The organism is Paenibacillus sp. FSL H7-0350, from assembly GCF_038593195.1.
Lineage (GTDB): Bacteria > Bacillota > Bacilli > Paenibacillales > Paenibacillaceae > Paenibacillus_AQ.
This window is the reverse complement of sequence record NZ_CP151972.1, coordinates 6608310-6623323: the sequence shown is the minus strand read 5'-3', so window position 1 is coordinate 6623323 and position 15014 is coordinate 6608310. Positions and strand designations below refer to the sequence as shown.

Genomic DNA, 15014 nt, shown 5'->3' with positions numbered 1-15014 from the left:
GTAAACCTTAAGGTCACATTAAAAACAATTTAAGCGGAGATAAAAAGATAACAAGACGATAATGGATCGTTGATTAATCAAACAGATCTTCTACAGTACGGATAGGCTTCACTTCCATTCGTTCTTTGAATGCTGCCATATGAAAGTAGGCGGCCAGCCAGATGATTGCGCAGATAAGAATATAAGCCATCAGTTTATTCCCTCCCTAACATGGATTGGCCCAGCAGCCGGTTCACCCGCTCTGCACTGCAGAACATGAAGATCAGTAGCGTAAGTACAGCAAAGGGGAATACGGCAATGCTGGTGCCCACGGATAAAAGTCCGAATAACGGCGGAATTAACGTTGTCCCCGTATAGGCTACCGCCATCTGATACCCGATTAAGCGGGCTGAATTCTCCTTGCCGAACCGGGCAGGCGTCTCATGCAGGAGACCCGGATAAACCGGTGCGAGGCCCAGACCAATCAATATCAGTCCTGCAAGTGAAAGGGCCGGATGGAACGGGATTACAAGAATAGCTCCGCCTATAAGGGTCACCAATTGACCGTAACGGATAAGAAGGCGGTTATGGACTTTTAACGTGATGAAGCCGGTTATCAGCCTGCCAATTGTAATACCCGCGTAGTATACGGAGATCCATACCGCTGCTGTATCTGGTGGAACTCCCCTTGCGCCTACCAGATAACTGGCGCCCCATAGTCCAACCATTGCTTCTATTCCGCAGTACAACAAGAACGTCAACAGAGTAGGCTTAACGCCCCGCAATCGGATAGTGTTCGCCTGCGACTTACGGTTCACTGCAACTTCATCTGGAAGATTGCCGCTAAGCGCTGCGGAAGGCTGAGGCTCCCGCATGGCAGCAACCTTTTTCCATAGCGGAAGCGTCACTAACAGAATCATCGCGAATCCGAACTGAATGATGGCAACCACCGCATATCCTCCTCTCCAGGACTGGGCGTGTACGAGATTGACTGCCATAATCATGGGTCCCAAGGTCGCGCCCACGCCCCAAAAGCAGTGCAGCCAGCTCATATGATGAGCCTTGTAATGTTCAGCCACATAATGATTCAGTGCCGCGTCTACTGCACCTGCCCCAAGACCTAGCGGAACGGCCATTATAATGAACCACAACACGGATGGCGATACGGAGAATCCGAACAATGAGGCGGCGGTTAAGAGGCAACTGACAAAGGTAATTCGTCCTGTCCCCAGGCGCTTCACTATGGTATTGCTGAACAGACTGGACACGATGGTCCCTCCGGCAATAATCATGGAGATGATTCCCGCCGACCCCAGCGATGAACCCATCTCCGGCCAGATCACGGGCCACGCAGAGCCAAGTAAAGAATCGGGAAGTCCCAGACTAATAAAAGCCAGATAAATAATAATCAAAAAATACGTAGACAAAGATATTCCCCCTAAATCACACTTAATAAATAAACTTTATAAAGTATATATACTAAGTATGTGCTCTCTCTTATTTTTTGTCAAGAAGCGGATACACTTATCCAAAAAAACAACAAAAAACCCCTGTTGTTAACAAGGGCTGTTAGTACGTTAGGTCTATGTAGGCTCCGGCTCTAACTCCTTCAGGGTCAGTCTGCGCAGACCGTTCTCGAAATCTTCTTGAAAGGTGTGCTGTAAGACGACCTCCGGATAAACCGGCATGGGATGCTGAAGCTGATAGGCTGTCCAGGCCGATGTCCAGACTTCATCTTCCACTCTGTCCTGATAAATGACAATTCTATCCGGGGCCAGAACAGCATTCACCGTCTGTAAGATCCTGCAGGTTGCAGCTATGAATGTATCTCGGGGTATCTCCAGGCTCCACTCAGGCATATCGGGAAGGAACTTAACCTCGCCTGACATCCCCTGATTTCCTCTCAGGATGCTGCCGTTCAGGTAGATCCCCATACCCGGCGGGTAACCGTTCGGAAAGTAGAGCCCCAGTAAATATTGCTCTTCGCCTTCCCTATGCTTCATGCAATATCCGCTGATCGCTGCATTCACATCATTCTCCACCAGAATAGGCAGCCCAAACCGGGTCTCAATCTCTTCTATTAACCGTGAGCCCGTCAGTTCCCGGAGACTGCTGACCTTAATATCACCATTGACCGCCTGTCCCGGAATACCTATGCCAATGACCTTGATGGCAGGATACTGGCTCAGTGCATGTTCAATGATTGTATAGAAAAAATCTCTCTCAAAAACCGGGATGATATGATCATCCTTCATCAGAATATCGTCCTTCAAATTGATAACTGTGGCGGAGACCAGGACCTTTCCCGCTTTTTCTGTCACGTACATCACCAATGCGAGGCTGAAATTGTAATTAAAGCGATAGGTCTGTGCGGGTCTGCCCCCGTTAGAAGGCACCACCATGTCTTCAAACAATTCCCCTAACTCGGACAGTTCCTTAACTAATGAGTTCACAGTTACTACGCTCAGCTTGGTCAGTGCAGCTAGCTGGGGTTTTGTAGCCGTCTCCATTCGTTTCATCACCTGACGCACATTATTCAGGTTAATTTCCTTCATCAGATTGGCGTTTGCTATTCGGATAGCCTCCTTATCGGTTCACTATATAAATGTTGTCTACCAAACTCCCTGCAGCTGCTAACCCTGCGCCCAGCCTTTGCGGTGGGCGAAGATCGCCAGCTGGGTGCGGTCATCCAGCTCGCATTTCATCAGCAGGTTGCTGACATGAGTCTTCACGGTCTTGATGCTGATATGCAGCTCCTCGCCAATATCCTTATTCGTCTTGCCCTCGGCGATCAGCAGCAGCACTTCCTTCTCACGTTCGGTTAAGCCGGAGGAGTCGCCCTGGACCGTGCGCTGGCGGATGCCGCGGGTCAGTGCCTGCGACACATCGCCGGTCATCACGGGCATGCCGCGATAGGCGCCTTGCAGCGCATAGATCAGTTCTTCTGCGGAGACGGTCTTAAGCACATAGCTGACAGCTCCGGCTTCAATCGCATCGACCACCAGATCGTCCTCCAGGAAGCTGGTAAGGATGACAATCTTGAGCCCGGGGAATTCGGCCAGGACCGCGCGGGTGGTCTCAGCACCGTTCATTACCGGCATCATCAGATCCATCAGCACCAGATCCGGCAGCGCCTCCTGTCCCAGTTCACGGAGCATCGCCAGCGCTTCATGCCCGTTGGCTGCTTCCCCTATCACTTCAAACATCGGGTCCAGCATCAAATAGGTTTTGAGGCCCATCCTCACCATATCGTGATCATCTACAAGCAGTACTTTTATGAGACTCATCCTGTACTCCCCCTAACATTGTATAAGCATTATACAGCCCCAGCTTCATCACCGCTAAGCCCCTCAAGCCTCTTCAGAATCGGCCTCAGACCCGTCAGCAGCCGTCTCCGCGCGGCCTTGGACAAACTTTGGAATATGTACGCGGATCGTTGTTCCCGCTCCCCTGCGGCTGATAATCTCGACCTGACCGCCGAGCTTCTCGGCACGCTCACGCATGGTCGTGAGCCCGTAGGAGCCTTGCTTGTGCTGCACATGCTCGAAGCCCTGCCCGTCATCGCTGATGCTCAGCACCACCTGGCGCGGCACCTCCCGCAGGGACAGACTGACCACCCGTGCACCGGCATGCTTCACAATATTTGCCATCGACTCCTGAATAATCAGGAACAGCTGATGCTCGATCGCTTCGGACAGCTCACCCTGAAGCTCGAGCTCCTTCACCCCTTTGAGCCCGTTCTGACGGCAATAATCCGGGAACCACTTCTCCAATGCCTCGAACAGATTGCGCCCCTCCAGCTCCACCGGACGCAGCTGTGCGATGAGCGCCCTCATCTGCTTCTGCGCCATCTGGGACATGCTGATCAGCTGATCCATCACCACCCTGCCGTGCTCGGCGCTGCGTTCAAGCACTTTAGGCAGCGAAGAGGCGGACATGTGAATAGCGAACAGCTGCTGGCTCACCGTATCATGCAGATCCCGGGCCATACGCCTGCGCTCTTCCAGTACCGCACTCTCCGCTGCCTTTTCCTTCTCAATAACTTCCTGTTCCCCGAGCTGCTGGAGCCGCTTCATCTTCTTCTCGACCGTATCCATCATGATGTTGAACTCATGGTAGACCCGTGCAAAAGACTGGTCCTCGCTCTCCGGCATCCGTACCGACATATTCCCCTTAGCCACCTGCAGCATATTCAAATCCAGATGATCGATCCGCCGCTGAATCCGCTGACCGGCGATGTAGCCGATGATGACTGTGAACAATACAATGCCCAGACACAGGTAGATCCACATCCGGGTATCCACCACCTGAATATAGCCCAGGCATGTCCCGGCATACATCAGTCCCGCCGTAACCCCGCCGCTAAGCAGGAAATACACCAGCAGCATCCACTTGGTATTACTGAAGATCATCCCCATTTAACCCACCGTTTTGACTTTAACGTCACCGATGAAGCAGCTGACGTTGATACGGACTTTCTTGCCCGATTCCTTGTAATACGGTGTCTTGCACTGCACATTGCTCATGAACCCGCTGCGCGACTGCTCAAGCACCTGCATATCACCTATGAACGAGCTGCCGGTCACAGCCACACCCAGATCCATATCATCTGGAATATATACTTTAATGTCGCCGACAAAAGCAGAGATATTAATCTTCGTCTCGCCGTAAGGAATCTGCGCATTGGTCAGATCCAGCACCGTATCCCCGATGAACTGCGAAATATTGGTCCGCTTCAATTGAAAATGCTCCTTGCCCATATGCACATCACCGATAAAAGCCGAGCGGTTCGTCGCATCCTTGTCATTCCCGGAATCCTGGAACTCCTCATGCCATTCGCCGTGACGGCGGGCTTGCCGTTCCTGACGCTCCTGGCGTCTGCGCTCCTGGCGCTCCTGCTTCTCCTGCCAGCGGGTATCTGCCGAAGCATGCAGCGGGTTACCGTCTGCGTCTTCCTCATTCTTATGCAGATAATCATTCCAGTTCCGGTCCTCGCTGCCAACCGGCTTGCCGAATTTCTGCTCGAACTGCTGATCGAGCGTAGACTCCAGCGGAGCAGGCGGCGCTGTATCCAGCGGACTCTTACCGGGTCCAGGCGGGTAGTAGCCTGGTGGTGAGGGCGGTGCCGGAGGTATTGGCGGAGTGCTCGGCCGCGGTCTGAAGATGACGGATAATCCGCCGCCGATCAGCATGACCGGAATCAGCATTTTGAAGAAATCGCTTGCCGAGTAGTAGAACCAGTCTAAATTCCGTCCCAGGAAAAACACCCCGATCGCCAGATAGATAAATCCGCCGAGTGTTGCAGAAAATCTTGATCGCTGCTCATCCGGAGCCAAAAGCCGTTGTACGCCCATCACGATCAGAATAACGGGCCAATAGGTGGAGATCAGTGAACTCAGACTGAAATCCATGTAGCCCATCTGCCGGAGCAGGAACATTCCCCCCAGACCGATGAGGAGCAGGCCTCCGAGTACCTGGCTGGTGAACCTTCGTTTCATAATGTCATCCTCCTTGTCGTAAATACAACTCTTCCTCTTGAACACTTATAGCCTTAGTCTACAGGAAGAATGCGGTGGAGAACAGCGGCGTAAGAAGGAACTGTATCTCAGTCTCCAGACCGAGAGGACTGGAATATTAAGTTAAATTATAACCATATAAAATAACCCCATAAAGTGGGGCTTTAGCGTAGGTGATGACTCAGATACTTTACGGGGACCCCAAAACATATAAATTCTATTAAAAAAAGCTGCCCTCCAGCCCGTAAACGGACATGGCAGGACAGCTTGTTGCTTCAGGAGCTTACCGGGAACCCAGCATTACTGCTGCGGTTTCTGAGCCGGTTTGGTCATGGAGTTGCTGCTTTGCTTAGTCGCACCGTCATTTTCAACAGCGAACTCTGCATTGTATTTTTCATTTGGTGTTTTGAAATTTTCCTGTACCTTTGGTTTCTTGGAATTAGCCACGAGAATCACCTCCCTATTGTATCGGAAGAAGCAAGTATTTGCCCCAGTCGATATTATGGGAAGCAGCCCGCTTTATTATACATGCTCAAGTGAAAATAAATTCAAACTCCGGATTGTCCGGTGTACGCATCCCTTAAATAGCTTCTTCCAGCAAATATTGCGGAACTGCATTATAGGTCTGGATAGCATGACCCAAGCTCTTCAGCATACTTTCCGTGCATTTACCGTCTCCGCGCTTGATCAGTTGAATCACCACCGACTTCTTGCCCCATTCCTTGTAGACCTGCTTGGTGGTGCTGAAGTAGAGATCGATCTTGCGCCCTTTGATTGCCGATCCGGTATCGGCCACAATTCCGTATCCGTAACCCGGTATATATAAAATACTTCCCAGCGGCAGCACCTTCGGGTCCGCTGCAATCGTGGATACTGCATTCTTGTCCCGCCGTACCTTAACTCCTGAATACGTAATCCCGTACTCCGGATGCTTCGCGGTCTTGCCGGTGGATTCGTATCCGGCTGTATAGCCGGTCGCCATAACTTTCAGCGAGGTGATAATCTGCTCTGGAGCCGGAGCGGCTACCGGTACCGAACCGGGTGCTTTGACAGGATTCTTAGGCTTAGCTGCCTGTACCTCTGGCTTAACAGCTTTGTCTGCGGCATCCGGCTGTACGGCTCTTGAAGAGCCTCCAAGACGGGATGCTGAGCCTGTCTGCTGACGATCAACGGGTGACTGCTTCTGTATGCTGCTTCCACGCTGCCCTGCAGTGTCTTCCATCCCTCTCGCCTGAGCCGACTTGCGCACGTAATCCGGGAAGATCCCGGCAGCGGTCAGCATAAGGACGATCGTGACGAAAAGACACCAAAACCTCTGGTATAAGCCCATTTTGTTCATTAGTTAAACCCTCCCCATAGTACGAGGGTTTCCCGATTCACAAAACTTTATACATGACACCGCACTAAAGCAGTCTCATGAGGCTTATAACAGAGGTTCAGCAAGCACGCTGAATTTTAGATTACACGTCCGGCAATTTCCTGTGCAAGCGAATCAATAGCTTCCTGCAGCGAACGGGCGCCAATGTCGCCTTCGCCGCGTTTGCGGATTGATACGCTACCGGCATTCATCTCGTTCTCGCCGACTACGAACATGTACGGCAGCTTCTCGAGCTGAGCTTCACGGATCTTGTAGCCCATCTTCTCATTGCGTAAATCCACTTCCGCACGGATGCCGCTGCGCAGCAGCTTCGCTTCCACTTCCTTCGCATATTCGTCAAAGGCCGAAGATACCGGAATAATCTTCACCTGCTGCGGGGACAGCCAGAGCGGCAGTGAACCGGCAAAGTTCTCCAGCAGGAAGGCTACGAACCGTTCCATGGTTCCCAGAATCCCGCGGTGCAGGACAACCGGACGGTGCTTTTGGCCGTCGTCGCCGACATATTCAAGCTCAAAGCGCTCCGGCAGCAGGAAGTCAATCTGTACAGTCGAGAGTGTCTCTTCTTTGCCGAGTACAGTCTTAATCTGCACATCGAGCTTCGGACCATAGAAGGCCGCTTCGCCTTCGGCTTCGTAGAACGGAAGGCCGGCTTCTTCGACTACCTCACGCAGCATACGCTGTGCAGTCTCCCACATCTCATCGTTGGCATAATATTTCTCAGTATCCTTAGGATCACGATAAGAGAGGCGGAACCGGTAATCTTCAATCCCGAAATCACTGTATACCTGCTTAATCAATTCCAGCACACGGATGAACTCGCTCTTGATCTGGTCCAGACGGCAGAAGATATGTGAGTCATTCAGCGTCATCGAACGCACACGGTGCAGACCTGTTAAGGCTCCCGACATTTCATAACGGTGCTGAATCCCAAGCTCGGCAATACGGATCGGCAGATCGCGGTAGCTGTGCATCGAGCTCTTGTAGATCATCATGTGGTGCGGGCAGTTCATCGGGCGCAGCACGAACTCTTCATTATCGATAGTCATCTTAGGGAACATATCTTCCTGATAGTGCTCCCAGTGCCCGGAAGTCTTGTACAGCTCTACGTTCCCCAGTACAGGAGTGTAGACATGCTGGTATCCGAGACTTGCTTCCAGATCGACAATATAACGCTCCAGAATACTGCGCAGCTTCGCGCCCTTAGGCAGCCAGATCGGCAGGCCTTGTCCAACTAACTGATTGAAGGTGAAAATCTCCAGCTCCTTGCCCAGCTTCCGGTGGTCGCGCTTCTTCGCTTCCTCCAGCAGGCGCAGATGCTCATCCAGCTGTGCCTTCTTGATCCAGGCTGTGCCGTACACACGCTGCAGCATCTTATTCTTGCTGTCTCCGCGCCAGTAAGCCCCGGCCACATTCATCAGCTTGAATACCTTGATCTTGGCTGTAGACGGCAAATGCGGGCCACGGCAAAGGTCGAAGAATTCGCCCTGCTCATAGATGGTGATGACACTGTCTTCCGGCAGAGCTTCAATCAGCTCCAGCTTGTAAGGATCACTCAGTTCGCCGAAGCGCTCCAGTGCTTCCCCCCGGCTGACCTCATGGCGGACAATCGGCAGATTCTCCGAGACAATACGGTCCATTTCCTTCTCGATCTTCAGCAGATCCTCGGGATTGAGCGGATGCTCCAGATCCATATCATAATAGAAGCCGTCTTCGATCACAGGACCGACTCCAAGCTTCACTTCCTTGGTGCCGAACAGACGTCTTACCGCCTGCGCCATCAAGTGAGCTGTGCTGTGACGCATCACTTCGAGACCTTCCGGCGAATCAAGAGTTACGATCTCTACCAGGTCGCCTTCCTGAAGCTGTGTTGACAGGTCTACGACAATCCCGTTGAGCTTGCCTGCTGCGGCGTTCTTGCGCAGTCCGCTGCTGATAGAGGCGGCTACATCATCAATGCTGCTGCCGTCCGCATATTCCCGGACCGATCCGTCCGGAAGCTTAATATTTACTGACATGATTACTTCCTCCTAAGGTTTGTTGGGCTATACTTCCTTGAACTCTTCATACACATTCACTTCGCAAGCCTACGCCTACAAGTGGTTATCACTCATAGCCTCTGCACACAAAAAACACCCGTCCCGCAAAGGGACGAGTGATTGCACCCGTGATTCCACCCAAATTCGATCCATCCTGGCAGCTGGCGCTTATGCTTCACTGCAGAATATGATCCTTCGTTAGCATGGGGATAACGGCCATGAACCGGCGGTTCTTACTATCCATTAAGGTTCCGGAGTACCGAAGCCGTCAGGAGTTCATAACCGCAGCTACAAAGGGGTAAACCAGAAGCCGGCACCGGAGGAAGTTGCAGCCTGAGGCTTCCTCTCTCTGAAACGGTCCAAAGCAAGTGGTTCATATCTTCGTCAACGCTGATAACATGAATTAAGGCAATTATAAATCTCAGCTTATCTTCCGTCAAGCGTAAAACAGCTGCCCTTCCTTAGGCAAGTGGAAACGTCTCCACCGTCCTTTTATAGACGGTACCGTTTCAGCGAGAAATAGCAGGATAAGTTATCGTGTGAAACCTATAACTTCTTATATTTCCAGAAAAGAGCCCGTGCTATTTCAGCAGGGGCTCTCTCTGATTGATTATCATTTCATGATTACATGATGAAACTTTAACCTATGAAGCTTTATTCTCCAGCATACGGAAGATAATCACCGCAGCCTGGGCACGGTTGGCCATACTTTTCGGTGCGAACTGCTTGGCATCCACACCGTTGACGATACCAATCTGAGTCAGTTGAGCTACCGCCTGCTGGGCGTATGGCGCAATCTTGGCCTTATCGTTAAATTTATTCAACGTTGCAGCATCAACCGGCTGCAGCTGACCCTTAAGGGCATTCGCAATCATAATCGCCATTTCCTCGCGGGTAATCTCACGGCCCGGCTCGAATTTACCGTTGCCGGAGCCTTTTACAAGACCTGCATTCACAGCCGCAGCAATCGTATCGGAGTACCAGACTCCCTGCTTCACATCACTGAATTTCGCAGGTGAAGCCGAATTGCCAAGTTCAAGTGAACGAACCAGCATGGTTACGAATTCTGCTCGGGTTACACTCTTCATTGGCGCAAAGTTCGTGCCGTCCATCCCTTTGATAATGCCTTTGGCTGCCAATGCATTAATGGCATCTGCGGCCCAGGCTACCTTACCCAGATCCTTGAAGGCTACTGCAGGGACAGCTGGGCTTGGCGTAGGAGCTGCCGTTGCCGCAGGTGTAGTTGCCGGACTTGGAGTGGCCGAAGGCGAAGCCGTTGGCTTCGGTGTTGCAGTTGTAACCAATCCAGTGTTACCAGGGTTCGGATTAACCGTCCCAGGATCTTTCTCCACATTGATGATCCGGCCTTCAATGGCAGCAGTGATCGCACCACCGTTGAATGTTTTGACGATATATTCATAGAATACATCCAGGTCGATCGGTCCAGCCAGCGAGGAGCTTGCCTCAGTTAATACCTTGTAATTGTCGCCGCCCGCAGCCATGAAGTTATTGACTACAGCGGTGTAGCTCTTCGCCATTTCAATAGGTGTTCCGTCAGCCTTAGTCAGGTTAGCCACACGTTCTGCAACCGGCAGATACATGTTAGCTGTATATTTCAGACCTGAGATTTGCAGGGTTTTCGTGTCTGCAGTGCCGTCAGGCTTAACTGCCCATTGCTGCTGAAGCAGGGTCTTGATCTGCTGGCCGGTCAGGGTCAGCTTCACCAGCGTGTTGCCGAACGGCTGGATCTTCGCCAGATCCCCGAACGCTACATTGCCTTTCGGAAGATCAGCACGGATGCCGCCCGGGTTCATGAAGGCGAAATCTGCAGGATCTTTCTCGCCTTCTTTGAAGATAGCATGACGCATCGCATCTGCAATCAGGTTACCCAATGCTGATTCCTTAGTGTAGGCATCTGTACGGGTTATTGTACCGTCTGTAGTTCCTACAGGCTTGGTTAATTCAGGGTGCTGATTCAGATAGTAGTCCACCAACGCCTTGGTTTCGGCATCCGGTGTGATTTTACTCTGAACCGTGTTCGTTACAGTAGCCGTTTTACTCTTCACTGTACCAGTAACTCCGTCAATCACCAGCTTGATATCTTCAAAAGCCGTTCCGTAAGAGTAAGCCTGAACGATCAGCTTACCGTTCACCGTATCATTGGCATAACCATGATTGTCTCCGGCTACGATAACATCAACCGGGGAATTGGCAGGAAGTGCCTTAGCCAAATCTACAGCTTCGCCGGTGGATACATTCTTTTGGGTAACCGGATCAGTCTTGGTTGTTGCCGGGTCATGGGCAAGCACCACGATCGTCTTAACACCCTGAGCATTCAGCTCGGCCGCATATTTCTCAATCGCCGCGACTTCTTCCTCGGCACTCAGGAATTTCACACCGGCTGTACCGGCTGGCGATACTTTGCTTGGCGTTGCTTTGGTCACCACTCCGATGAAGCCGATCTTCACGCCGCCAACTTCTTTTACAACATAAGGGGTGATAATAGGTTTACCAGTAGTGCTGTCCACTGCGTTGGCATTGATATAATCGAAATCTGCGCCATTATGGACGACTTTCTCGTTCTTAGGGTCCTTACCGCCATAGATTTGAGCCTTCATAGCCTCGACACCTTGGTCAAACTCATGGTTCCCCAGGGTACCGATGTCGAACTTCATGAGATTCATCCATTCCATCGTAGGCTTGTCGCGTTCCAGTGAAGATACCGGAGCGGATGCACCCACAGAGTCGCCGTTGTGGAACAGCAGCGAATTCTCATATTTGGCACGGGCTTCCTTCAAATAAGCTGCAAGCGTAGCCGCCGTGCCTACTGCTTCCCCGTTCACCACCGAGGTAGTGTCCAGTTGGCCGTGGAAGTCATTAATGCCCAGCAGATGGACTTCAACATCTCCCGTTGGGGTTGGAGCGGATTTTTTCAAGTCAAGGTTGTAGATCTCAAATTTATTGACATCTTGAGTTCCCGTAGCAGTAATGTTTGCAGGAGCGACTGCTGCTGCTTTGGGTGAAGACGGGAATGTTACAGTGACGTTTCCTTTAATTGGTGCAATCGACCAGTTGTTGTCTGCGGTAGGATCAACGGTCCCCGCTTCCTTGATGTAATCCATCAGCACCTGGCGGTTCTCCATCTGGGAATCAATGATCATGTTAGCGCCTTTGACACCCGGGAAGTTCCCCCCGCCGCTGGCACGGTAGTTGTTGGTAACGACTACGAACTTATCCTCTAGGTTCAACGGCTGGTCGTTATAAGTAATGGATGTTACCCGGCTGTAGGACTTATCGACAAGCGTTCCATCAGGCTTATATTTAGCGGGACGGGTAACATCGATTGTATATTTGATGCCGTCAATCACATCGAAATTGAATACAGCGAATGCTGAATTTAAAAGCGGCTGGGGTGTGGAGATGGATGGCTTGATGCGGTTGAACGCTCCTGCACTCATCTCTACCCAATTCTTGACAGTTTCACCGTTAACAACAATCGCCTTGAGTGTGTTGTCATACAGATACAGATCGCTTGCACTGGCAATCGTAAGGTTACCTTTCTTGATGTCTGTATATTCATCCGGGCCGTTACGTCCAGCCTTGAACGGTGCGCCGACGCTCAGGATCGGAAGATTTCTGTAGGCGGCCAGGTTATCGTTCGTATGAATCAAGTTAGATACATACTGCTGCTGGGCATAGGTTACGATCTGGACTGTCGGATCATCCTGCACCATTGCAAAATAGCTGTTCATCGGAGCAGTTGTTTTGCCTAACGGCTGATTCACGTAATCAATCGTAGCTTGATGTGCCGTTCCTGCAAGATCTTCAATAGCGGTGTCAATGGCTGCGCCAGCAATAGAGCGCGTAGAAGCCTTGGAAGCTGTTTTGTCTACTTTCCAGCCATTCGTACCATCGGGTACGATTTTCAAATCGATAAGACCTAGGTAACCCCCGCCATAGCCCGCTTGTACTGCCGGAGTCCCATTGATATGACCATTGACGTTATCTACCTTAGCTACATCATTATTGTAAGGTTTCTTGGTGGACGGATCTTTGAAGGAAGCATCCAGCGCGCTGTCAACGCCGTTCGTCGGGAATACCTTGTGGGTATGCGAGAAGGTAATGGCATCAATGCCCTCAACCTTGCTCAGCAGGTTAATGACATTCTCTGCACCTGTTCCTTCTGCAGCAGCAGCGTCGAACCCGGAATGAGTCATGGCGACGATAACATCCGCACCATCCTTCTGCATTTCAGGAACGAACTTCTTGGCCGTTTCCACAATATCTTCGGCAATAACGTTATTCTCCAGGTTTACCTTGTCCCACTCCATAATCTGCGGAGTAACCAGACCCAGGAGGCCGACTCTAATGGTAACGGTGTTTCCTTTGCTATCCTTTACCACTTTATCAATGATTTGATAAGGTTCAAATGTATTTTTACCGTCTAACTTATTATAAATATTTGCATTGATATAAGGGAATTTCGCACCCGTAGACTCTTTATAAGTTGCACTGCTCACATTGCCTTTAACGGTCCGGTCCAGATAATCCAAACCATAATTGAATTCATGATTGCCGAAGGTTGCTGCATCATAACCCATGAGATTCATAGCTGCGATTATCGGATGAATCTGGTCTTCGCTAGTCTTGAAGTCAGACACTTGGGCCATATACGTTCCAAGTGGTGTTCCTTGAATTAAATCGCCATTGTCCAGCAAAAGGTTGTATTTCCCCTCTGCGTCATTGCGTGCAGCCTTTACTAAGGTTGAAGTACGGTCCAGACCTACAGTCGCGGAGGCGGCACCCTTGAAATAGTCCCATCCATATACGTTCGTATGAACATCAGTGGTGCTCATCAAGCGTAAATTAATGGTTCCCGGATTAATCACCGGAGAAGCCTCAGCCTTTCCTGCCGCCAGCACAGGAACATTGAATACTCCGCCCAGCATCTGTGCTGCCAGAACTGTGGTAGCCAATAAAGAAGCTATCGGCTTGTTCCATCTTCTCTCTCCCATAAATCTAATTGCCTCCCTGTAATTGCTATATTGTTCTACTACTGCCCGAAAGATTGTATCATAGCCCTACCTATGAATCTATCAAATTGCATTAACTCTTATAAGTTGTTGTGTAAAATCTCACATTAATTCAGCGATTTTTGTAAAAAATAACGATATCATTTTACAATTAAGTGAAGAATTAAGTGAAGAAAACGATAAAAAGCCAATTCAATTAGATTCCGCCTGTTGGACAAGTTAAATAGGAAATAAAAACAGATTAATTACTCTTTTATTAATAGATTTTTACAATATTATAGGATTCATAGGGGGAGTTTACATGATTATACAAAAACCTGTACATGGTATATTTCTCGACCTTGGCTGGACGATTTTCCGCCCTGCAACAGGTGACTGGAGGATAACATTAAAAGCGTTGGAATACATAAATCCACAGATTCTAGGTTCCATACCACAAGAACAATTGAATACAGCAATTTCAAAAGCAAATGAGCACCTCAAAAATGAAGTTTACAAAACTGAAGATGAGGAGCTTGAAAGGTATACAAATTACTATAAAACAATGGCTGAACGGTTACCTGAAATGCACCTTACCAACGAACAAGCTGAAATCATTGCCCATGATAGAGTGTATAACGATGCTAATTATGTGTTTTTTGATCATACCAAACAAATCATTGAAAGCCTGAGCGCAAAGTATAAGATTGGAGTTATTTCAGATACCGACCCGTCGGTCAAAAGAGTTCTTAAAAATGCCGGTATGTATAATTTTTTTGATAATATGACACTTAGTTTTGAACTTGGAGAAAACAAACCTAATCCCGGCATGTTCAGCCATGCACTTGATGCGATGCATTTGCCGGCAACTGAAACAGTATTTATCGATGATTATGAACAGAACTTAGATTGCGCATCAGCACTGGGGATACAATCAGTATTAGTCCTATCAAGACCCAATTCTCAAGCAAGCACAAAATATCTAAACATCAAAAAGCTAGCCGATTTATTATTGTATTTATAAAAATGGAACAAGCATTGCAGTTGAGCAACAAAAATAACGGAGTAAAAACTACATTTGTAGTTTAACTCC

Annotated in this window: 10 protein-coding genes; 1 reads left to right on the top strand and 9 read right to left on the bottom strand. The window is 49.8% G+C overall.

Features of this window, described 5'->3' with window-relative positions:
• Positions 1 to 194 precede the first annotated feature (194 nt).
• The 9 genes from NYE24_RS29705 to NYE24_RS29665 all read right to left on the bottom strand — a co-directional run bounded on the left by NYE24_RS29705 (position 195) and on the right by NYE24_RS29665 (position 13924).
• Positions 195 to 1406, bottom strand: coding sequence for an MFS transporter (locus NYE24_RS29705; protein ID WP_342477317.1), 1212 nt, complete (start codon positions 1404 to 1406; stop codon positions 195 to 197).
• Positions 1407 to 1562: 156 nt separating this feature from the next.
• Positions 1563 to 2558 (bottom strand): ROK family protein, encoded by a 996-nt coding sequence (locus NYE24_RS29700; protein ID WP_342479324.1) that lies wholly within the window; start codon positions 2556 to 2558, stop codon positions 1563 to 1565.
• Between the two features lie 54 nt (positions 2559 to 2612).
• Entirely contained in the window at positions 2613 to 3266 is a 654-nt protein-coding gene (locus NYE24_RS29695; protein WP_036697781.1) for a response regulator transcription factor, read from the bottom strand.
• Between the two features lie 63 nt (positions 3267 to 3329).
• On the bottom strand, positions 3330 to 4397 hold the full coding sequence (locus NYE24_RS29690; protein WP_036697784.1) for a sensor histidine kinase: 1068 nt from the start codon (positions 4395 to 4397) through the stop codon (positions 3330 to 3332).
• A complete protein-coding gene (gene liaF / locus NYE24_RS29685) occupies positions 4398 to 5477 on the bottom strand; it encodes a cell wall-active antibiotics response protein LiaF (RefSeq protein WP_342477316.1) in 1080 nt (359 codons plus the stop codon).
• Positions 5478 to 5795: 318 nt separating this feature from the next.
• Complete coding sequence (locus NYE24_RS29680; protein ID WP_156949683.1) at positions 5796 to 5942, bottom strand: hypothetical protein; 147 nt, start codon at positions 5940 to 5942, stop codon at positions 5796 to 5798.
• Between the two features lie 133 nt (positions 5943 to 6075).
• The gene (locus NYE24_RS29675) at positions 6076 to 6834 is read right to left on the bottom strand and encodes a 3D domain-containing protein (RefSeq protein ID WP_342477315.1); all 759 of its coding nucleotides are present in this window, start codon (positions 6832 to 6834) and stop codon (positions 6076 to 6078) included.
• 116 nt (positions 6835 to 6950) lie between these two features.
• The gene (thrS, locus tag NYE24_RS29670; RefSeq protein ID WP_342477314.1) at positions 6951 to 8888 is read right to left on the bottom strand and encodes a threonine--tRNA ligase; all 1938 of its coding nucleotides are present in this window, start codon (positions 8886 to 8888) and stop codon (positions 6951 to 6953) included.
• 665 nt (positions 8889 to 9553) lie between these two features.
• Positions 9554 to 13924 carry a bifunctional 2',3'-cyclic-nucleotide 2'-phosphodiesterase/3'-nucleotidase gene (locus NYE24_RS29665; protein ID WP_342477313.1) on the bottom strand — a complete coding sequence of 1457 codons (4371 nt, stop codon included), beginning with the start codon at positions 13922 to 13924 and terminating at the stop codon, positions 9554 to 9556.
• 319 nt (positions 13925 to 14243) lie between these two features.
• Between NYE24_RS29665 and NYE24_RS29660 the strand changes: the two genes are divergently transcribed.
• Positions 14244 to 14945 (top strand): HAD-IA family hydrolase, encoded by a 702-nt coding sequence (locus NYE24_RS29660; RefSeq protein ID WP_342477312.1) that lies wholly within the window; start codon positions 14244 to 14246, stop codon positions 14943 to 14945.
• Positions 14946 to 15014 lie beyond the last annotated feature (69 nt).